General features: G+C 62.4%; 17 protein-coding genes and 2 tRNA genes. 1 reads left to right on the top strand and 18 read right to left on the bottom strand.

Annotation, left to right across the window (positions count from 1 at the left end):
- Positions 1-8: 8 nt before the first annotated feature.
- From ACYPXD_RS13200 to ACYPXD_RS13180, 5 genes are all read right to left on the bottom strand, one after another.
- Positions 9-3116, bottom strand: coding sequence for a bifunctional diguanylate cyclase/phosphodiesterase (locus ACYPXD_RS13200; RefSeq protein ID WP_459711815.1), 3108 nt, complete (start codon positions 3114-3116; stop codon positions 9-11).
- On the bottom strand, positions 3113-3910 hold the full coding sequence (locus ACYPXD_RS13195; RefSeq protein WP_459711813.1) for a substrate-binding periplasmic protein: 798 nt from the start codon (positions 3908-3910) through the stop codon (positions 3113-3115). Before ACYPXD_RS13195 ends, ACYPXD_RS13200 begins: the two co-directional genes overlap by 4 nt.
- A 382-nt stretch (positions 3911-4292) precedes the next feature.
- Entirely contained in the window at positions 4293-5468 is a 1176-nt protein-coding gene (locus ACYPXD_RS13190; protein ID WP_459711809.1) for an alpha/beta fold hydrolase, read from the bottom strand.
- Positions 5469-5630: 162 nt separating this feature from the next.
- Positions 5631-7253, bottom strand: coding sequence for an AAA family ATPase (locus tag ACYPXD_RS13185; RefSeq protein ID WP_459711807.1), 1623 nt, complete (start codon positions 7251-7253; stop codon positions 5631-5633).
- A 101-nt stretch (positions 7254-7354) separates the two neighbouring features.
- A complete protein-coding gene (locus ACYPXD_RS13180) occupies positions 7355-8059 on the bottom strand; it encodes an alpha/beta hydrolase (RefSeq protein WP_459711805.1) in 705 nt (234 codons plus the stop codon).
- A 341-nt stretch (positions 8060-8400) separates the two neighbouring features.
- On the opposite strand from ACYPXD_RS13180, the gene ACYPXD_RS13175 reads away from it, so the two are divergent.
- Positions 8401-8477 (top strand) — tRNA-Pro (locus ACYPXD_RS13175).
- A gap of 140 nt (positions 8478-8617) precedes the next feature.
- Here ACYPXD_RS13175 and ACYPXD_RS13170 read toward each other — a convergent pair.
- The 13 genes from ACYPXD_RS13170 to ACYPXD_RS13110 all read right to left on the bottom strand — a co-directional run bounded on the left by ACYPXD_RS13170 (position 8618) and on the right by ACYPXD_RS13110 (position 21321).
- Positions 8618-9016, bottom strand: a complete 399-nt coding sequence (locus ACYPXD_RS13170) for a MerR family transcriptional regulator (protein ID WP_459711803.1) — start codon at positions 9014-9016, stop codon at positions 8618-8620.
- Positions 9017-9085: 69 nt separating this feature from the next.
- Positions 9086-9496, bottom strand: coding sequence for an integration host factor subunit alpha (locus tag ACYPXD_RS13165; protein ID WP_219796715.1), 411 nt, complete (start codon positions 9494-9496; stop codon positions 9086-9088).
- 101 nt (positions 9497-9597) lie between these two features.
- Complete coding sequence (pheT, locus tag ACYPXD_RS13160) at positions 9598-12039, bottom strand: phenylalanine--tRNA ligase subunit beta (protein WP_459711799.1); 2442 nt, start codon at positions 12037-12039, stop codon at positions 9598-9600.
- 150 nt (positions 12040-12189) lie between these two features.
- The gene (gene pheS, locus ACYPXD_RS13155; protein WP_459711797.1) at positions 12190-13203 is read right to left on the bottom strand and encodes a phenylalanine--tRNA ligase subunit alpha; all 1014 of its coding nucleotides are present in this window, start codon (positions 13201-13203) and stop codon (positions 12190-12192) included.
- Positions 13204-13406: 203 nt separating this feature from the next.
- The gene (rplT, locus tag ACYPXD_RS13150; RefSeq protein ID WP_006052502.1) at positions 13407-13766 is read right to left on the bottom strand and encodes a 50S ribosomal protein L20; all 360 of its coding nucleotides are present in this window, start codon (positions 13764-13766) and stop codon (positions 13407-13409) included.
- Positions 13767-13795: 29 nt separating this feature from the next.
- On the bottom strand, positions 13796-13993 hold the full coding sequence (gene rpmI, locus ACYPXD_RS13145) for a 50S ribosomal protein L35 (protein ID WP_175114101.1): 198 nt from the start codon (positions 13991-13993) through the stop codon (positions 13796-13798).
- A gap of 337 nt (positions 13994-14330) precedes the next feature.
- Positions 14331-14855, bottom strand: coding sequence for a translation initiation factor IF-3 (gene infC / locus ACYPXD_RS13140; protein WP_075156659.1), 525 nt, complete (start codon positions 14853-14855; stop codon positions 14331-14333).
- A 49-nt stretch (positions 14856-14904) separates the two neighbouring features.
- On the bottom strand, positions 14905-16812 hold the full coding sequence (gene thrS, locus ACYPXD_RS13135) for a threonine--tRNA ligase (RefSeq protein ID WP_459711793.1): 1908 nt from the start codon (positions 16810-16812) through the stop codon (positions 14905-14907).
- Between the two features lie 309 nt (positions 16813-17121).
- A tRNA-Val gene (locus tag ACYPXD_RS13130) sits at positions 17122-17198 on the bottom strand.
- 59 nt (positions 17199-17257) lie between these two features.
- Entirely contained in the window at positions 17258-17461 is a 204-nt protein-coding gene (locus ACYPXD_RS13125; RefSeq protein WP_459711790.1) for a hypothetical protein, read from the bottom strand.
- A gap of 1 nt (position 17462) precedes the next feature.
- The gene (locus ACYPXD_RS13120; protein WP_459711787.1) at positions 17463-19814 is read right to left on the bottom strand and encodes a RelA/SpoT family protein; all 2352 of its coding nucleotides are present in this window, start codon (positions 19812-19814) and stop codon (positions 17463-17465) included.
- Between the two features lie 40 nt (positions 19815-19854).
- Entirely contained in the window at positions 19855-20208 is a 354-nt protein-coding gene (locus ACYPXD_RS13115) for a RidA family protein (RefSeq protein WP_459711784.1), read from the bottom strand.
- Between the two features lie 141 nt (positions 20209-20349).
- Positions 20350-21321, bottom strand: coding sequence for an alpha/beta fold hydrolase (locus ACYPXD_RS13110; RefSeq protein ID WP_459711782.1), 972 nt, complete (start codon positions 21319-21321; stop codon positions 20350-20352).
- Between the last annotated feature and the right edge of the window lie 158 nt (positions 21322-21479).

Below are 21479 nucleotides of genomic sequence, written 5' to 3'. Positions count from 1 at the left end.
CTTCCCCATCATGTCATCGGCTGCGCGTCGAAACTGCCCGCGAACGCCTCGAACCCTTCGACCGGCAGCGGCTGGCAGAAGTAATACCCCTGATACGCATGGCACCCGGCGCCCGCCAGGAAATCGCGTTGCGCTTCGGTCTCGACGCCTTCGGCGATCACGCCGAGTCCAAGGCTTTGCGCGAGCGCGACGATCGTGCGCGCGATCACCGCGTCGTTCGAATCGACGAGGATGTCGCGCACAAACGACCGGTCGATCTTCAGCTGATCGAGCGGCAGACGCTTCAGATACGACAGCGACGAATAGCCGATGCCGAAGTCGTCGAGCGAGAACACCACGCCTTCGGCCTTTAGCGCCGCCATCTTCTCGATGATGTCCTGCACGTTGTCGACCAGCACGCTCTCGGTCAGTTCGAGCTTCAGGCGGTGCGGATTCGCGCCCGTGCGCTCGAGCACGGCGAGCACTCTTTCCACGAAACGCGGTTCGCGGAACTGTTGTGCGCTGACGTTGACGGCGATCGTCAGATGCGCCATGCCGGGTTGAGTGGCCCACTGCGCGAGCTGCAGGCACGCGGTTTCGAGCACCTTGTCGCCGAGCGCGAGAATCAGCCCCGTCTCTTCGGCCAGCGGAATGAAGTCCGCCGGCGCGACAATGCCGCGCTCCGGATGCTGCCAGCGCACCAGCGCTTCGGCGCCGGTCACGCGGTCGCCATCGCTGACCTGCGCCTGGTAGTGAACGAGGAACTGGTCTTCGTCGATTGCGCGGCGCAGCGCCGCCTCGAGCGCCGCGCGTTCGACCACCACCGTCTGCATCGCCGGGTCGAAGAAGCACATCGCGTTACGGCCGCGCTCCTTGCATTTGTACATCGCGAGGTCGGCCTGCTTCAGCAGCTCGTCGATCGACGCCTCGTGCCCCTGGAACACGGTCGCGCCGATGCTCGCGCTGGTCCGGTAGTCGACGCCTTCGAGCTGATACGCATCGCCGAGCACCGAGAGGATCCGTTCGGCGACCGCCTCGATCTGGCTCGCGGCCTCGTCGCGTGCGGCGCTCAGGCTGCCGAGCACGACCACGAATTCGTCGCCGCCCACACGCGCCACCGTGTCGCCCTCGCGCGCGCAGCCCGACAGGCGCTCCGCGACCTGCTGCAGCAGCAGATCCCCCTTGTCGTGGCCGAGCGTGTCGTTCAGCGTCTTGAAGTTGTCGAGGTCGAGAAAGAGCAACGCGCCGCACGTGCCGGTTTGCGCGCTGACCGCGATGGCCTGCCTCAGACGGTCCCACAGCAGCCGGCGGTTCGGCAGACGCGTGAGCGCATCGAAGAACGCGAGTTCCTTGATGCGCTCTTCAGCGATCTTGCGCTCGGTGATGTCGTGATGCGTGCCGACATAGTGCGTGACCGCGTCGTTCTCGCCGGTCACCGCGGTGATCGTCAGCCATTTCGGGTAGATGTCGCCGTTCTTGCGGCGATCCCAGATCTCGCCCTGCCAGCCGCCGTCGCGCTGAATGGTCTTCCACATCTCGCGATAGAACGCCTTGTCGTGCCGGCCCGACTGCAGGATGCGCGGCGTGCGGCCCACCACTTCCTCGGCCGTATAGCCCGTGCATTCGGTAAAGGCCGAGTTCACGCGCAGGATCGTGCCGTCCGCGTCGGTCACCATCATCCCTTCGAGCGACTCGAATGCGACCGCCGCGATGCGCAGCTCTTCTTCGAAGCGCTTGCGCTCGGTGATGTCGCGCCCGCTCATGCGAAAACCGGTGAGCAGGCCCTTCGCATCGTAGATCGGCACCCACGATACCGACAGCCAGATCAGCGAACCATCCTTGCGGATGCAACGAAATTCGAGGTCGCCGCCGCGCAGCCCCTGGCGCCCTTTGAGCAACTCGGGTGCGACGCGCGGCATGTCTTCCGGATGAATCAGCGTGCCGGCGAAGTCGTGCATCGCCATGCATTCGTCGACGCTATAGCCCGTGTATTCCTGAACCGACGGGTTGATCCAGCGCGGCTTGCCGTCCGGGCCCCACCACACTTCGAGATTCACCGTGCAGTCCGCGATCGCGCGGAATTTCTCTTCGCTTTCGCGCAATTCGCGCGTCATCGTCGAGGCAAGCCGCATCGCGCGGCTGCGGCCCGTCACCATGATCCATGCGAGCAGCGCGAGCAGCACCGAGAGGCCGCTCCCCGTGCCCGCGATGAGCCACTCGGCATTGCGGCCGAAGCGCTTCATAAAGCGGTCCTGCGCGGACAGCGAGAGCGTCCAGTCGTGCCCGTCGACGACCAGATACTCGTGCGCCGAGAGGTCCGACGGCACATGGTGTCCCGGCTGATCCGACGAGCGGTACAGCAGGTTCGCGGCCGACGGTTCGACGCCGTCGTAGATCGCCAGCGACAGGCCGGGCGGTTCCTCGCCGTACAGGCTCGCCACCACGTCGTGCATGCGGAACGCCGCATAGACCCAGCCAAGCAGATGCGCGCGGCGCTCGGCAACCGTATCGAGCGGCTGACCCTGCCGATAGACGGGCAGATACATGACGAAGCCAGGCTGGTTCTGCTTGCCGACATCCGAGGCGAGCGTGACCATGCCCGAGATCGTCGCGAGCCCGGAATCGCGCGCCCTTTCCATCGCGTCGCGGCGCACCGGGCTTGCCCATGAATCGAAGCCGATCACGGCGCGCTTGCTGTCGGTGAACGGCAGGCGCTCGATGATCGGCGCATAGCTGTCGCGCCGGCCTTCGGGCACGACCGCGTAGTCGACGCCGGCGGCGCGGCGCATCATTGCCAGGTGGCCGGTCAGGTCGGCTTGCGGGACCCATTCGATCAGCCCGATCGCTTGCATGCCGGCGAGGTTCGCATCGTTATTGACCGCGCTGACGTACTCGCGAAAGCGGTCGCGATTGAGCGTGTTGGTCGCGACGAAAAGACCCTGCACGCCGCGCAGCATCTGCTCGTACGATGCCATGCGCTGTTCGATGCGGCTCACCGCGTCGCCGAGCGCGTAGGTGAACTGCGAACGCAGTTCGTGCTGCGAAGCATGGCGCTCGTGGTCCCACACCGTCCACGTCAGCATCAACGCGGAGCATAGGATGACGAGCGGAATCAGGATGAGGCGCGCCCGGTTCACGGCGGCGGCGTCTGGAAATCGACCATGGAATCGGCCAGGTCGGGTTTGAAGTATTTGCGGAAAATGCGCCGCACGGTGCCGTCGGCGCGCATCGCGTCGACGAGCGCGCGCCACTTGTCGCGCTGCTCCGCGGGCAGCGCCTTCTTCGACATGATGAGGCCGTGCGGCACGGCCGGATCGTTGAATTCGATGATGGTCGTCACGTCGCGTATTTTTTTCTCGTCGATGACCGGATAGTCGAACGGTTCGATAATCATGCCCTGGATGCGCTTCAAGATCAGCGCCTGATACAGCGGCTCGAGCCCACCCGCCAGGCTAACACGGTTTTCGGCCGTCAGCGTGTCGACGAGATGGTTTGCCGAGTCGCTATAGCGGAAGCTGCGGATCACGCCGAGCTGGAAGCGGTCGTCGTGCTCGAAGTCGGACAGGGCGCGAATGCCTGAGTCCTTGCGCACGAGCAGATAGTACTTGTCGCTGAAGTACCACGCGAACGATGCGTACTGGTTGCGCTCTTCGTTCGTGATGCCGGACAGGCTGAAATCGAGCGCGCCCGATTCGATGAGCTTCCAGATGCGCGCGCGCGACATCAGGCTCACGCGGATCTCGCAGCCGCTGCGGCGCGCGAGTTCATCGGCGAAATCCTTGTCGATGCCGGTATCGGTGTCGAGCGAATACAGCAGCCCATGGTCGTGCAGCGCGAGCGTAAACGGACGCGTGCAGTCGGGACCACCGGCGGCGCTTGCGTCGCCGATGCAAACCGCGAGAAGCAGGCTAGCTAGGACTTGCCGTATCACTGGGCCTCCGGCGCGGGAAATCGGTCAGATACCGTGATTGTGTGGACGCTCGATGACGGCCGTGTGCAGGCGCTGTGCGGGCATTGGCAGTCAGTCGGCGGACACCCACGCGACGGATCTTAAGCGGAGCCGGCTCGCGTGGTCGGTCTTCCGCGATTATGCGAAAAATTGTTCGAACACGCGAGACAGGCGAATGCACTTCGATGCGTGATTAAGTGGCGGCTGTGTCTCCAGCGCTTCGCCACCGCTTCGCCACTATTTATCCGCGGTCTTGCCGCCGTTTTCCGCTGGTTTCTCCGCCGGTTTCTCTTTAACGGCAAGCGTTCGCGAATCCTGAAGAGTCGTTCCTCTAATCCACAGTGAATACCGGGCTCTTGCCCACTCAGCCCGGATGCTTTTGCGCGGCGACTTTGCTCAGGAAAGCGCTGATTTCGCGGTTCTGGAAATCGACCTCGGGTTGCGTGACCCCGGCCGCCGAAAAATGTCCCGATGGCCAGCGCGGCTCGATCGACTCGAATTGCGCGCCGTGCACATAGCGCGCGACTTCGAGCGCCTCGGGCTCCGGATTCAACAGATCGCCTACGCCCGCCATCACCAGCATGCGCGCGCGGATCGAGCGCAGCGCCTGATAGTAGTCGCCGTTAAAGCCCGGCGTCGTGCCGAGATCGTGCGCGTCGTAGGCCCATGTCTGGTAGATCCAGTTGCGCGCGTCGAAGTTTTTCCAGGCGCTATCCTCGGTCTTGCGCAGCCACTGCGCGGGTTCGTTCCGCACGGCGTCCTTAGGCGCACCATCGCTCTGCGTGCTGTCGCCGCGCGCGGCGCCATCGGCCGGCATGGTGTTTTTCATCAGTTCCGGTGTGCGGGTAATCAGCGCAAGCGTGCCGGCCCAGAGCCGCATTCCCTTCTCCGGCTCCGTTCCCTGGCGGTAGTGGCCGTCGTCCCACGCCGGGTCGCTCATGATTTCCTGGCGCGTCAGCTCGAGCACGGTCTTGGTCCATGGCGGCGTACGGCCAAGCGGCACGATCGGCACCAGCGCGTCCATCATGTCCGGGTGACTCACGCCCCACTGCAGCGTTTGCATGCCGCCCATCGATGCGCCGACCACCGCGAACAGATGCGTAATGCCGAATTTACCGGTCACGAGCCGGTACTGCGACTCGACCATGTCGCGAATCGCAAAGCGCGGAAACGCCATGCCGGGCTGCTTCACGCTGTTCGACGGCGAGGTGGTGAGGCCGTTGCCGATCGCATCGGTCGTGATGATGAAGTAGCGGTTCGTGTCGAGCGCCTTGCCCGGTCCGATCAGATAGTCGAGACGGTGGTGCGTGCCGCCGATCGCGGTCACCATCAGAATCGCGTTCGATTTGTCCGCGTTGAGCGTGCCGTAGGTTTCGTACGAGATCGAAAAGTCGTCGATCGACTGCCCGCTCTCGAGCGGCAAATCGCCTTCCGCGTAACTGCCGGTCTGGCCGCCGGCCGGCTGCGGCATCTGCGCGTGCGCGACGCCGGTAAGACCGGCGATGGTTAAGAATGCAAATAGCTGGCGGGCAAAACGCATGCGTGTGTCTCCGTTCCTGTGGGGTATTTGACATCGATGTCAGACGACCGAAAGCCGCCTTGCCGACGGCCTTGAGGATTGTCCCATTCGATGCGTTTGCGTGCAGGACGGTGGGCAGTGCAGTGCGGTGCGGTGCCTGGTGTTCGCCCGCGTGACGCGTTGTTACGGGTGTCCGCGGAACAGCGCGCACAGGCGGAACACGTCTTCGCTCATCGGCAGCGAACGGGCCTTGCAGTAGCGCGTCGCGAGCTTCAGCAGTTCCTTGATGTCGCGTCCGCTTGCTTTCGGATACCGAACCGTGAGCTCTTCGATCAGCGCATCGTCGAGATTGGCGCCGAACTGCTCGGCCAGCAGCTTCCACAGTTGCTTTGCGTCGGCTTTCGACGGAATTTCATAGTGGATCGTTGCGATGCAGCGCGACAGGATCGCATCGTCGACATCGCCGATGCGATTGGTCGTCATGAACATGAGGCCGTTGAAATACTCGAGCGTGCGCAGGAATTCGGCGACGATCGCGTTGTGCTCGAGATCGTTGTCGCGGCGGCGAATGTAGACGTCCGCTTCGTCGAGCAGCAGGATCGCGTCCCAGCGCATCGCGCGGCGCAGCACGCCCGTCAGCGCGGCGCCGACCGAGGCGGCCGTGGTGCCGAGCTGCCCCGAATGCACGCGGTAGAGCGGCTTGCCGACCACTTCCGAATAGATCTCGGCCGTCAGCGTCTTGCCGAGCCCGGGCGAGCCCTGGCACAGAATGGTCGTGCCGCCCGACTTGCCCGAGACGAAATCCTGCACGAGCACGTTCAGGTCCGACGTCAGGATATCGATCAGATCGCGATGGTCGCCGGGCAACACGAGCTTGTCGCGCAGCTCGGGCTGGTAGCGATAGTCGGTCAGATGCTGCACGTGCGCCCAGACGTTCTTGTGCCACTCGAGGTGGAACAGATGCACGTAGCAATGCAGCGGGATTCTGTCGAAGCCCGTTTCGATGCCGGCATTGCGCCAGAAGCTCGGGTCGCAGGTCATCTCGAAGCGGCGTTCAAGCGGCTCTTCATCGTTGACGCATTTCGCCGTCGCGCCATCGACGATCCGTGCAAGCTCCGGCACGCCTTTCGCGTCGATCGTGAATACCGCCTTCGTCACCAGAAACTGCTTGCCGAAGCGGCGCTGGTATCGCAGGAAGCGCTGCGCGTGCTGGTCGTATTCGCGCCTGAACTCGGCGCATTCCTTGTAGAAGCCGAACTCGGCGAGCAGTTCGGGAATCGTGCGGTCGACGATATCGCTGCGGTTCAACATCAACGACGTCGTCATCCCCGAGCGGCGCTTGCTGTAGTCGGTCTGCTCCGAATTGGCCGATTGCATCGTGTTGGCGACCATATCGACGACGACGTACGGCATGCCCTGCTCCGGCTCGACGTAGCGCATGCGGTGCACGAGCCACGGCAGGAGCGTGCCGTCCTTGTTGCGGCGATAGAGCCACCCGTCGATCGCATCGCGCGACAGGTACGCAATCAGGCCTGGCACCAGCTGATCGAGCGACGGAATCACGCGCGCTTGCGGTGCGTTGTGGATACTGTCGAGCGCGAGCATCTGGAACATCAGACCGCGATCGTCCTGCGTCTTGCTCAGCATGTACAGCGAGTTCAGCGACTGCGCATCGAAGAGCTTGCTCGATACGATCATGTTGCCGTGACAGATACCGTGCGCCTCCAGCTGCTTCGCGAGCGGCGAACTGGCGCCGATCATGCCGAGCAGCGGATGAATCAGCGATTCCGGTATTTCAAAGTCCATTCGTGTGTCTCCCGATCGCGGGCTTGGGCGTGCCCGTTATCGCTGGTTGGCATGGCGGGGTGTCATTCCCGGTTTTGATTCCCGGGTTTCATTCCCAGGTGTCATTCAGTGCGTGGCTTCAGAAAGAACGCTACCGCACGTTCGACGACCGGCGGCTGTATCGCATGCAATCCGTTGAACTCGACATATTCGACGCGGTAACCCGCGGCCGTGAGCTTCGCCGCATTCGCACGGCCGCTCGTGGCGATCGGCAGTTGCTCGTCTTCGAGACCATGCGCGATCAACACTTCCGGCGCGCCCTCCTGGATGAAGACCGAAAAGAAGCCGCCGGAAAACGCGATCACGTGGCTCGCGATGTCGCCGTTCGTGATGCCGATCGACAGCGCATAGCTTGCGCCGTCCGAAAAGCCCGCGAAGGCCAGATGGCGACGATCGACCCGGTAGTGCGACGTGACTTCGGTCAACGCCTGATGCAGGCGTTCGAGGTCCGGGCCGTTGCCGCCGATCACGATGTCCCACGTCGGATACGTCGAATGCGGGGCGAGCACGAGAAACCGATGCTGCTGCGCATGCGGCTCGATGAAGGGCAGCACTTTGTCCGGGAAGCCGCCTGCGCCGTGGAACATGACGAAGAGCGGGACGGCATCGCTGCTGGTTCCACTGCCGTCGCTCAGACCGTCGGGGACGAAGAGTATGGCGTCGCGGTCTTCGGCGAGGCCAAGGCGGTGGCGCCCCGGCGGCAACGGGCCTTTGGACGGCTCAGCGTGCGTGAACGACAAACGACCTAGCAACGACGGATCGAGCATGGTGGACCTGGACAGGGACAGACCTGATATATGATATATCAGGCTTTACGCCGATGGGTGTGAAAAGCGCTGGGGTTTGGTGTTTACGCCAAGGCTTGGCTTGGGTAGTGGCCGCTTGTCGTCGGTGTTTGTCGTCGGTGTTTGTACTGGCCGTTTGTCGTCGGTGCTTTCGTCTGAGTCTGAGCTTGAGCCTGGTCGTCAGCCTGGCCATGAGCTTGAGCTCAAACTTGACAGCGTTGTCTATGATCAAGACGGCAAACGAGCACGTCGACCCAAAGAATCAATTCGAAGCACGCAAGTGCTGCTCAGCGCGGCTCGTGTCTGTTATACTTGCCAGCTTTCGGGGCGTAGCGCAGCCTGGTAGCGTACCTGCATGGGGTGCAGGTGGTCGGAGGTTCAAATCCTCTCGCCCCGACCAGATGAAAAAAACCCGCGTCAGTCAAAAGGCTGTCGCGGGTTTTTGTTTGTGCGCCCGGTTATGTTGTCGGTCGGGCATTGTCAGCCCAGCGTTGGCAACTGAGCGTTGACAACTCGGCAGCACCGGCATCGAGATGCAACTCAATGTCCAAGCAGATCGATCACATGCAGCAATTCCTTGCGCAACTGATCGACGTCGACGGTCGCCATCGACTGCGCGACCACTGGCGCTTCGGCCTCTTCGCGCTCATCCGCTTCGCGCTGCGCGCCGCCATGCGAGTCGAGACGATTGCGCGCACCGTTGATCGTAAAGCCCTGCTCATACAGCAACTCGCGGATCCGGCGAATGAGCAGCACTTCGTGATGCTGGTAGTACCGACGATTGCCCCGCCGCTTGACCGGCCGCAACTGCGTGAACTCCTGCTCCCAGTAACGCAGCACATGCGGCTTCACGCCGCACAGTTCGCTCACTTCGCCAATCGTGAAGTAGCGCTTGGCGGGAATCGGAGGCAAGACGACTTTTTCGATCGTCGCTGTCATCGTCAGTTAGCCGTCGTGGTGGGTTGCGCGGGAACGCGCGCGTCTCGATTATTATCGATCAGCTATCGATCAGCGCGTAAGGCTTGCCTCGGCGCCGTTTTCAACGATCGCCTTCAGCTTCTGGCTTGCATGAAACGTGACGACGCGGCGCGCGGCAATGGGAATCGCCTCGCCGGTCTTCGGATTTCGGCCGGGACGCTGCGGCTTGTCGCGCAACTGAAAATTGCCGAAGCCCGACAGCTTTACGCTGTCGCCGCCTTCGAGCGCGTCGCGGATCACTTCGAAGAACGCTTCGACCATGTCCTTCGCTTCGCGCTTGTTGAGCCCGACATTGTCGAACAGCAACTCGGCAAGTTCGGCCTTCGTCAGCGTCGGTGTTTCGCCCGACGCGCCGGCAGATGATGTCGGGATATCGCGAATCATGGCGCTACGTTGCGCCGTAAGAAGGGCTTCGAAATCACTCGAGTTCATTTCATTCATATCTATCAAATGGCGCGCAAACTGAAACGGAGAGTGCGGGAACAACCGTAACAACCGGGAGCGAATCGGAACAACCCCCGCAATAACCCCCGCCCTGCGGGTTATCCACGCAACCGTGCGCCATATGCTCGAGCCAGACGATCCACCAGGGTTTGAATGGCCAGATCGACCGTTTCGTCCTGAAGGGTCCCACCAGTATCTTGCAAGGTCACACGGAACGCAAGGCTTTTCTCGTGGGCTGCCAGCCCACCGGAAGTACTTGATTTTGGACGAAATTCGTCGAAAAGCGCAACCCTCTGAACGGTCTTGCAAGCGTCCTCGGAGAGGGCCTTTTGCATCTCGTCGAGCAGCGCCTGAACCTCGATTTTCTGGTCGACGACGACCGCGATATCGCGCCGCACAGGCGGGAATTTCGACACTTCGGTTGGGCTCGGCAATTCGCGCCGCATCAATGCTTCCGCTTCGATCTCGAACAGAATCGGTGCGTGCGGCAAGTCGTACTTCTGCATCCAGCGCGGATGCAATTCGCCGATCCAGCCGACCGCGCGTCCATCGAGTTCGATGCGCGCGCTGCGGCCCGGGTGCAGCGCCGGGTGCTCGGCCTTCACGAAGCGCGCAACCGATGCGAGCGCCGGACTCAGCAACGCCTCGACGTCGCCCTTCACGTCGAAGAAGTCGACCGCGCGCGAGACCGCGCCCCATTGCTCTTCGAGCACCGGACCGTAGGCAAGCGCACCGAACCTCTTCGGCTGCGCGAAGCCTTCAACCGTCATCTCGCCCGCGGCGATCTTCGGGTCATGCAGAAACACGCGACCCGCTTCGAACACGCGGATGCGATCCGCGCGGCGGTTCAGGTTATGGCGCAGCACGTTGATGAGGCTGCCGAACAGCGTGGTACGCATCACCGACAGGTGGCTCGCGATCGGATTCACGAGCCGCACCGGGTTGCTGTTGCCGGCGAAATCCTGCTCCCACTCGGCGTCGACGAAACTGAAGTTGACCGTCTCCGCATAATCGCGCGCGGCAAGCGCGTGGCGCAGCGCATGGATCGAACGGCGCGTTTCGTTGGTTGCGCGCATTTCGCTCTTCGCAACCGGCGGACGCGCGGGAATCTTTTCGAAGCCGTAGATGCGCGCGACTTCCTCGATCAGGTCTTCTTCGATTTCGATATCGAAGCGGTACGCCGGCGGCGTGACCGAGAACGTGTCGCCGTCGCGCTGATAGTCGAGGCCGAGACGCGTGAAGATGTCCGCGATCTCATCGGCGCCGATCGCAATGCCGATAATCCGTTGGGCGCGCGCGACGCGCATCGTCACCGGCGCGCGCTGCGGCACGTTGACGATCTGATCGTCGATCGGGCCCGCCTGTCCACCGCAAATGTCGAGAATCAGCTGCGTGATGCGTTCGATATGCTCGACCGTCGTCGAATAGTCGACGCCGCGCTCGAAACGATGCCCTGCATCGGTCGAGAAGTTGTAGCGGCGCGAGCGGCCGCGAATGCTATCGGGCCACCAGAACGCCGCTTCGAGATAGATGTTTGTCGTATCGAGCGTGACCGACGTGCTGTCGCCGCCCATGATGCCCGCGAGGCTTTCGATATGGCGATCGTCGGCAATCACGCCGACCGTTTCGTCCACTTCAACGGTATTGCCATTGAGCAGCTTCAGCGTCTCGCCGCGTTTGCCCCAGCGCACATCCATCGAACCGTGAATCTTGTCGAGGTCGAACACGTGCGACGGACGGCCGAGCTCGAGCATCACATAGTTCGAGATATCGACGAGCGCCGAAATGCTGCGCTGACCCGAACGCTCGAGACGCTCGACCATCCATTGCGGCGACTTGGCGCGTGCATTCACGCCGCGAATCACGCGGCCCGAAAAACGGCCGCACAGGTCGGGCGCGGAAATCTTCACCGGCAGCGTTTCATTGAGCGCAACCGGCGCCGGCTTGATGTCGACCGGTTTGAGCGGCGCACCGGTAATCGCAGCGGTTTCGCGCGCGATGCCGAATACCGACAGACAGTCCGCCTTATTCGGCGTCAGCTTGACTTCGAAAATCGTATCGTCGAGTTTCAGCGTCTGGCGGATGTCCTGGCCGATCGGTGTATCTTCAGGCAGGATCAGAAGACCGCTGTGATCTTCCGAAAGCTTCAGCTCGCGTGCGGAACACAGCATGCCCTGGCTCTCGACGCCGCGCAGCTTCGACAGCCTGATCGCAAACGGGGCGCCGCCCTCTTCGGCGGGCGGAAGCTGCGCGCCGACCAGCGCGACCGGCACCTTGATGCCCGGCGCAACATTGGGCGCGCCGCAGACGATGTTCAGTGTCGCACCCGTGCCCACGTCGACCTGGCAGACATTGAGCTTGTCCGCGTCCGGGTGCTTGACCACCTCGAGCACGCGACCGACGACGATCTTCGACGTCGGCGGCGCGACCGGCCGCAGATCTTCGACTTCGAGACCGGCCATCGTCAGCGCATGCGACAGCTGCGCGGTCGTCAGTTGCGGATCGACGAAGGTTCTGAGCCAGGATTCCGGAAATTGCATGGTTCTATACGTTCTATACGGGTTGAGTCAACGCCCGGCGAGCGCGGGCAGATGCTCGACGATGCATCTCGTGCGCTCGCGCCGCGGCAACGGCACGGCTTGCGGCTTCGCTACGACCTGGCGCCGGTCGCAGCGCGCCGCTCGGCAACATCATGCGAACTGCCGCAAGAAGCGCAGATCGCCTTCAAAGAAGAGACGCAGATCCTGCACACCATAGCGCAGCATCGTCAGACGCTCGAGGCCGCTGCCGAAGGCGAAACCGATGTAGCGCTCCGGATCGAGGCCCATGTTGCGCACGACCGTCGGATGAACCTGGCCCGAGCCTGAAATTTCAAGCCAGCGGCCCGCGTTCTTGCCGTGCTCGAACATCATGTCGATCTCGGCGGACGGCTCGGTGAACGGGAAGTACGACGGACGGAAGCGCACCTGAATATCGTCGCGCTCGAAGAATTTCTTGAGGAAGTCGCTGTAGACGCCCTTCAGATCCGCAAAGCTGATGTTCTCTTCGATCCACAGGCCTTCGACCTGGTTGAACATCGGCGAATGCGTTGCGTCGCTGTCGACGCGGTACGTGCGGCCCGGCACGATCACCTTGATGGGCGGCGTGTGCGTGCGCGCGTAGCGCACCTGCATCGGGCTCGTATGCGTGCGCAGCAGCAGCGGACGGCCGTCGGCATCGTTGCCGTCGACGTAAAACGTGTCCTGCATCGAGCGCGCCGGATGATTTTCCGGGCTGTTCAGTGCGGTGAAGTTGAACCAGTCGGTTTCGATTTCCGGGCCATCGGCAACGTCGAAGCCAATCGAGCCGAAAATCTGCTCGACACGCTCCCACGTTTGCATGACCGGATGCAGGCTGCCAGCGGCCAGACCCCGGCCCGGCAAGGTCACGTCGATCGCCTCGGCGGCGAGGCGCTGGTTCAGCAGCGCATCGGCGAGCGCCTGGCGGCGTGCCGTCAGCGCCGCTTCCACCCGCTGTTTCGCGACGTTGATGCGCGCGCCCTCGGTTTTGCGCGCTTCGGGATCGAGCTTGCCGAGCCCTTTCAGCAGTTCGGTGAGCGCGCCCGATTTGCCGAGAAAACGCGCCTTCTCGTTTTCGAGCGTGGTGACGTCGGTGGCGTGTTCGAAAGCGCTTTGCGCATCGGCAACGATTTGATCCAGGTCCATTGATCCCATCTTTTCAACGTCAGTGTTCAATTGAAGCAAATTCGGCTCGACCAAGAAAAAAGGGGCTCGGTGAGGAGCCCCGTTTTTGTTGCAGCGTCACCGGAGGCCCGCATTCAGGGCCGGCCGGTTGCTGCAACGAACCTTGCTTTACCGGGCGCCTGCTTCTGACGCCGGTGGCGCACCGACGGTGCACCCAGGCATCATCAGGCTGCAACGGCGGCTTTCACCTGCTGAACGATTGCGGCAAAAGCGGCCTTGTCGAACACAGCCATGTCGGCCAGCACCTTGCGGTCGAGTTCGATCGACGCCTTCTTCAGGCCGTTGATGAACACGCTGTACGTCATGTCGTGCTGACGCACCGCCGCGTTGATACGCGTGATCCACAATGCGCGGAACACACGCTTCTTGTTGCGGCGATCGCGGTACGCGTACTGGCCTGCACGCATCACCGCCTGCTTGGCGATGCGGTAGACGTTATTGCGACGGCCGCGGTAACCCTTGGCCAGCTTGATGATCTTCTTGTGACGGGCCCGTGCGGTAACCCCACGTTTGACTCGAGGCATGTTTCGCTCCTATGAGTATCGGTTAAGGGTTACGCGAACGGCAGCATTGCGCGCACGGAGTCCATGTTGGTCTCATGAACAGACGTGGAACCGCGCAGATGACGCTTGTTCTTCGTGGTCTTCTTGGTCAGGATGTGGCGCTTGAAAGCTTGACCGCGCTTGACGGTCCCGCCCGGACGCACCTTGAAGCGCTTTGCAGCGCTCTTCTTCGTCTTCATCTTAGGCATGACGAACAACTCCATTATTTGATGGATATGGGTGTGCGGTTGGCCTTGACGGCCCTTCCCCCGCCCTTCGAAACCCAGTCCACTTGGTATGCAGACGGCCGACGCTGTGTCGATTCGGCCACTGCTTTTCAGACAAAACGCCCGCTTGAATGCAGTGCGGGCGCCGGTCCGAAACTTTGCCGGACTTCGCCGCGTTCCGCCACGACGAAGCACCGTTCGATTCCAACAACTGCTGACCCGTCGCCACTTTCAACTACTACCCAGCCGCGACTTGACTGCGAGAGGTCCTGAGAACGCCTTACCGGCGATCGCAGCACGCATCGAACGACGCGCGAGCTTACTTCTTTTTCTTCGGGGCCAGCACCATGATCATCTGGCGCCCTTCCATCTTCGGCATCTGCTCGACCTGACCGACTTCGTCGAGGTCGGTGCGCAGGCGCTCGAGCATGCGCATACCGATTTCCTGGTGAGCCATTTCGCGGCCACGGAAACGCAACGTGATTTTCGTCTTGTCGCCGTCTTCGAGGAAGCGAACGAGATTGCGGAGCTTGACGTTGTAATCGCCATCATCGGTACCCGGGCGGAATTTGACTTCCTTAACCTGGATAACCTTCTGCTTCAGCTTGGCTTCGTGTTGCTTCTTCGCTTCCTGGTACTTGAACTTGCCGTAGTCCATCAGCCGGCAAACCGGCGGAACGGCCTGCGGGGCAATTTCGACCAGATCTACGTCCTGCTGCTCCGACATACGGAACGCGTCAGCAAGTTTGACGATGCCAAGCGGTTCGTTGTTGACTCCGACCAGGCGCACCTCAGGTGCAGAAATTTCACCGTTGATGCGATGCGACGACTTATCAGTAGCGATGTTACGTTTCCTCTAAAAATTGAAAAAAACGAGCCGCGCTGCCAAGTGGTTATTGGAACGTCTGCACTTCCTGACGCAGACGCTCGCTGAAGGCATCGACGGGCATCACACCCAGATCGACACCGCCACGGGCACGCACGGCTACCGTTTGTGCATCACGCTCTTTGTCTCCGACGACCAGCAGGTACGGAACCTTTTGCAGCGTGTGCTCGCGTATTTTATAGCTTATTTTCTCGTTGCGCAAATCGGCCTCAACTCTAACCCCTTGTTTTTGCAACGAATGGGCAAGATTTTTCGCATATTCGGACTGACTTTCTGCGATATTCATGACCACGACTTGCAAAGGCGCAAGCCACGCGGGCATCGCACCAGCATGGTGCTCGATCAGAATGCCGAGGAAACGCTCCATTGATCCGACGATTGCCCGGTGCAGCATGATCGGCCGGCGGCGGCTATTGTCTTCCGCGACGAATTCGGCCCCGAGGCGCTCCGGCAGCACCATATCGAGCTGCAGCGTGCCGCATTGCCACGACCGGCCAAGCGCATCCTTGATGTGATATTCGACCTTCGGACCGTAGAACGCGCCCTCGCCCGGCAGTTCTTCCCACTGCACATCACACGCGCGCAACGCTTCGCGCAAGCCTTGTTCGGCGCGGTCCCACGTTTCGTCCGTACCGGCGCGCGCATCCGGACGCAGCGACAGCTTGATGTCGACCTGATCGAAGCCGAAATCCTGATACACGCTCATCGCGAGCGTATTGAATGCGATCGATTCGCTGATGAACTGGTCTTCCGTACAGAAGATATGCGCATCGTCCTGGACGAAGCCGCGCACGCGCATCAATCCATGCAGCGCGCCCGATGCCTCGTTCCGATGGCACGAACCGAATTCCGCGAAACGCAGCGGCAGATCGCGATACGAGCGCAGACCGTGATTGAACACCTGCACATGACCCGGACAGTTCATCGGCTTGATCGCGTAATCGCGCTTCTCCGACTCCGTCGTGAACATGTTTTCGCGGTAGTTCTGCCAGTGGCCCGAAGCTTCCCACAGCGACCGGTCCATGATCATCGGCGTCTTGATCTCGAGATAACCGGCGTCGTTGACGCGGCGGCGCATGTACTGCTCGACCTGCTGCCACAGCGTCCAGCCGCGCGGATGCCAGAACACCATGCCCGGCGACTCGTCCTGCATGTGGAACAGGTCGAGCTGTTTGCCGAGCTTGCGGTGATCGCGCTTTTCGGCTTCTTCGAGCATATGCAGGTACGCGTCCTGGTCTTCCTTCTTCGTCCAGGCCGTGCCGTAGATGCGCTGCAACTGCTCGTTCTTCGCATCGCCGCGCCAGTACGCGCCCGCGAGCTTCATGAGCTTGAAGACCTTCAGCTTGCCCGTGGACGGCACGTGCGGACCGCGGCACAGATCCGTGAAGCCGCCATGCGAGTACAGCTTGATCTCTTCGCTTGCCGGAATCGATTCGATGATCTCGGCCTTGTATTTCTCGCCGATGCTCTTGAAGTATTCGACTGCCTCATCGCGCGACACCACGCGACGCGAGACGGGCTCGTCTTTCTTGGCGAGCTCCTGCATGCGCTTCTCGATCTTCTCGAGATCTTCGGGCGTAAACGGACGGCTATACGAAAAGTCGTAGTAGAAGCCGTTATCGATGACCGGGCCGATCGTCACCTGCGCTTCAGGGAACAGATCCTTGACCGCATACGCAAGCAAATGCGCCGTCGAGTGACGGATGATGTCGAGGCCATCCGCGTCTTTATCCGTGACGATCGCGAGCGACGCGTCATGGTCGATCAGCGCGGACGTATCGACGAGTTCGCCGTCGAGCTTGCCGCCGAGCGCGGCCTTCGCAAGACCCGGACCGATCGACGCCGCGACTTCGGCGACCGTCACGGGGTGATCGTACTGTCGAACTGAACCATCTGGCAGACGTATCGAGACCATTGTTTTCTCCGTGATGCCGAGCGGCCGGCGGCGGCAACAACTCGTTTAAAAACGACCGTGACAAAAACCAGGATAAAAAAAATGCGGCCCCGCTTTCGAGGGGCCGCATTCACTTTCCAGCAAATCGCAAGGGCGATAAGGCGAATAGGGTCCTCGACTAGCGTCGCTCCGAAGTGGTTTCGGTAAACGTTCGCGGTGTCATAACCATGCTCGCTATATTGGCGTGAACGTGTTCGCGCCTCTTGCGGATTTATGAAGCACCGATGACTGCAAAACCAGCGCTGCAATCCACCGACGCTTCGATTTCGTTGGTAGGCTCGATTGGACTCGAACCAACGACCCCCACCATGTCAAGGTGGTGCTCTAACCAGCTGAGCTACGAGCCTGAAGAAACGAGATTATATGGAGCACTCAGAGTGTTGGCAAGTATTTTTATGCGTCGGCATCAAAAATTCAGGTCATTTTTGCGCGCATCAAAACCGCCTCGAAACGACGTCGAAGCGACATCGGAGCGACGTCGAAGCGGCACGGACCCGGCGTGGGACAAGGGGCGAAAAATACGCAGAAACGCACGCGTTTCAAGCTGCACTTCACCGCGCACTTTCACCCGCACTTTCACCCGCATTTCATTCCGCATTTCATCCTGCATGTCATCCCTTACGCGCAGCACGCACCACACCCGTCACTTCGCCAAGCAGCGTGCACGCGCGCTGAATCTGCGATGCGCTCGACACCTCGACCGTGAACAGCATGTAAGCCGCGTTACGGCGCGATTGCGTCTTCACGCCGATGACATTCATCTTCTCGCGCGCGAACACTTCGGAGATATCGCGCAGCAAGCCCTGACGATCGGTCGCCTCGATCGCGAGATCGACCGGATACACCGACTGGCCGCGCCCGTTCATGACATCGGCGGACCATGTGGTTTGCAGCACGCGCTCCGGCGCGCGCGTTGCCATCCGCAAAAAGCTCGGGCAATCGCTGCGATGAATCGACATGCCTTTACCCCGCGTGACGAAGCCGGCGATATCGTCGGGCGGGGCGGGCCGGCAGCAGCGCGCGAGCTGCGTGAGCAACGCATCGACGCCGACCACGAGCACGCCCGTCGATGCGCCGTGCGCAACGCTCGCGCCGCTGCTGCGCTTTTCGAACTGCTCGGGCGCTTCGACTTCCGGTTCGGCAGGCGGCGCATCGTTCAACGCCTGCTCGATGAGGCGCAGGCTGAACTCTTCCTTGCCGACCGCCGCATACAGTTCTTCGGGCGCCTTGAAGCCGAGCTTCGCCGCAAGCTGATCGAGATTGACCGACGTCTTGCCTTCGCGCTGTAACGTCTTTTCGACGAGCGCGCGACCATTCGCGACGTTTTCCTGCGAATCGACCGCGTTGAACCACGCGCGCACTTTCTGCCGCGCACGGCTGCTGTGTAAATAGCCAAGCTGCGGGTTGAGCCAGTCGCGCGACGGTCCGCCTTCTTTCACCGCGACGATCTCGACAGTCTGTCCGTTTTGCAGCGCGGTATTGAGCGGCACCATCGCGCCGTCGACCCGCGCGCCGCGGCAGCGATGCCCAAGGTCGCTATGCAGGTGATACGCGAAATCGAGCGGCGTCGAGCCGTGCGGCAACGGAATCACGCGCGCTTGCGGCGTCAGCGTGTAGATATGATCGTCGTCGACCGTCGCATCGCGCAGGTGACGCCACGGCTGGCGCGCGAGGTCCGCCTCGTCGCGCGCGCCGCCATGACTGCGCGAAGCGCCGCGAGCGCCGTCGATATCATCGCGTTCGCCTTCGCGCGCATCGTCGTGTGCGCCGCTCGCGTCGTCGCCCTGCTCGCGCTCCGAGACGTCCTCTTTCCACGCCAGCAGCTGGCGCAGCCACGCGATCTTCTCGTCGTACGATCCGCTCGCACTGAACTGCCCGCCATAGCCGCGCGCGCCCGCTTCCTTGTAGCGCCAGTGCGCAGCCACGCCATACTCGGCGAACTGATGCATCTCCTGGGTACGGATCTGCACTTCGAATGCGCGGCCGTCGTCGCCGATCACGACCGTATGCAGCGACTTGTAGCCGTTCGGCTTCGGCCGCGAAATGTAATCGTCGAATTCTCTCGGCACCGGTTGCCACAGGTTGTGCACGATGCCGAGCACGGTGTAGCAATCCTTGATGTCCGGCACGATCACGCGGAATGCGCGCACATCGTAGAGCTCGGAGAAATCGAGGTCCTTGCCGCGCATCTTGCGCCAGATGCTATAGATGTGTTTCGGCCGTCCGCTGACCTCGGCGCGGATATGCGCAGCCGCCAGTTCGCGCTCGAGCCGCGCGATCGCTTCGGCGATATAGGTCTCGCGTTCGACGCGCTTTTCGTCGAGCAGCTTCGCGATACGTTTGTACGTCGCGGGCTCCTCGAAGCGGAACGCGAGATCTTCGAGCTCCCACTTCAATTGCCAGATACCGAGGCGGTTCGCGAGCGGCGCATACACGTCGAGCGTTTCGCGCGCAACGTCCGGCGACGGCGCGAGTTTCGCGGCCGCGTAGTAGCGCAGCGATTGCAGCCGCGACGCGAGCCGGATCAGCACGACGCGAATATCCTGCGCGAACGCGAGCAGCATCTTGCGCAGCGCCTCGACCTGCGCGCGGCGCGCCGCCTGCGCTTCGCGCCCGCCGCTGTCGGGCTGCGCGCTCTGCGCGGCGGCACGCAAGCTGACCGTGCCCAGACGCAGCAGCTTGCGCACGTCGCCGACCAGCTGTGCGACTTCGTCGCCGAACTTCGCGGCAATCACGCGCTCCGGATCCTCGAGATGCGGCGTCAAGCCGAACAGCGCCGCCGCCAGCACCGCCGGCGGATCGACGTTGAGCGTGCGCATGATCGCGGCGGTGCCCGCCGCATGATCGGCGAGCAACTCCCCTGTCGACAGCCGCGCATCGCCCGCATGCTCGCGCACGAACGCGAGCGCGTCGTCGAACGATGGCATCGAGGCGGGCACGGAGGTGGAGGTTTCGGTATTCATGACAAAGCAGCAGCCATCACGCCGCTGCCGTAAAACGGTATCAGTTGCGCTGGGCGGCCACCGCCACGATTTCAACGAGGCATTTCGGGTTCGCGAGCTTCGCTTCGACGGTCGCGCGCGGCGGCGTCGCGCCTTGCGCGACCCACTCGTCCCACACGGCGTTCATGCCGGCGAAATGCGCCATATCGGTGATGAAAATCTGCACCGACAGCAGATGCGACTTGTCGCTGTTCACTTCGGCAAGCAGGCGGTCGACGTGACCGAGTACTTCGCGCGTCTGGCCGCCGATATCCTGATCGGTGTCTTCGGCGATCTGGCCGGCGAGATACACGGTGCCGTTATGCACGGCGATTTCCGACAGGCGCTTGCCGACGTGATGACGAATGACTGCCATGAGATTCCCTGATGGTTGAATGGTGATGATGGCCGCAAACGGCGAGGACCACCCGCACATTGCCGACCGCCATGCCGATGGCACTGCGAACGGCAACCGAGCGGCAACCGAGCGGCGCGCCTCGCGCGGCACGGCCCTCTATTATGACGCGTCGGCGGACTCGCCCGTGAAGAAGCGGCGCGCAAGCGCGATCTGGTCGGGCGCGAGAAACGCGGGCGCATGCCCGACGCCGTCGATTTCGACGCTCGACACGTTGCGCCCGACCTCGAGCATCTTCGCGAGCGTCTCGTGCGACAGCAGATCCGATTGCGCACCGCGCACGACGAGCACCGGCCCTTCGATCGCCGCGAACGATTTCCACAACGCCGCTTCGCCTGCGGCGGCCATCTCGGGCGTCATGGCTGCAAACGGCTGGGCAATACGCGGGTCGTAGCGGAATTGCCACGCGCCGTCGCGCTCGTGCAGCAGCGGCGTGTTGATCTCGCGCCACTCGTCGGGCGTGAGCGGCCCGAACGACTCGGCGAGCAGCGCGGCGTGCTCGATGCCTTCCTGCTGCGTCGCGAAGCGCGTCGGCTTGCCCAGATAGCTGCCGATGCGTGTCAATGCATCCGGTTCGATATGCGGACCGACGTCGTTCACGAGCAGCTTGCGGACCGGCGAGTCTTTGAGGCCCGCGAGCCCCATGCCGATCAGGCCGCCCATCGAGGTGCCGAACCAGTCGACGGTCTCCACTTCGAGACGCGCGATGAGCGTGACCATATCCGCGACGTACTGCGGCACCGCGTAGAAGTTCGGGTTATCGAGCCACGACGACAGCCCGCGGCCCACCACATCGGGGCACACGACGCGATGCGTCGCCGCCATCGCCGCGGCAAAGCGGTCGAAGTCGCGGCCGCTGCGCGTCAGGCCGTGCACGCAGACGATCACACGCGGATTATGCGGATCGCCCCACTCCGTGTACGCGACGCGATGCAAGCCGGCGGGACTCAGACACTGCACGTAGCGCTGGCGCGGCGACGGGCGGCTCGCCGCCGTGCCGGCGCTGGCGGCGCTAACCGAAGTGGAAAATGAGCTGGACGAAGCGGTGGAGACATCGGCGCGCACGTCGGTCATCGCGATTTCCTCCTTTTTCGGACGAAACAAGTCAGAGCAGATCCCGTCGATTGTAGTCGCTTCATTTTGGACGGCATTGTCGTGCACGCACACACATGGCACCCGGACGCATACGAGGACGGCACACGAGGGCTGCACACAAAAGCGGCAGACAAAAG

This window comes from Paraburkholderia sp. 2C (genome assembly GCF_054589215.1).
This window is presented reverse-complemented; position numbering and strand designations above follow the sequence as displayed.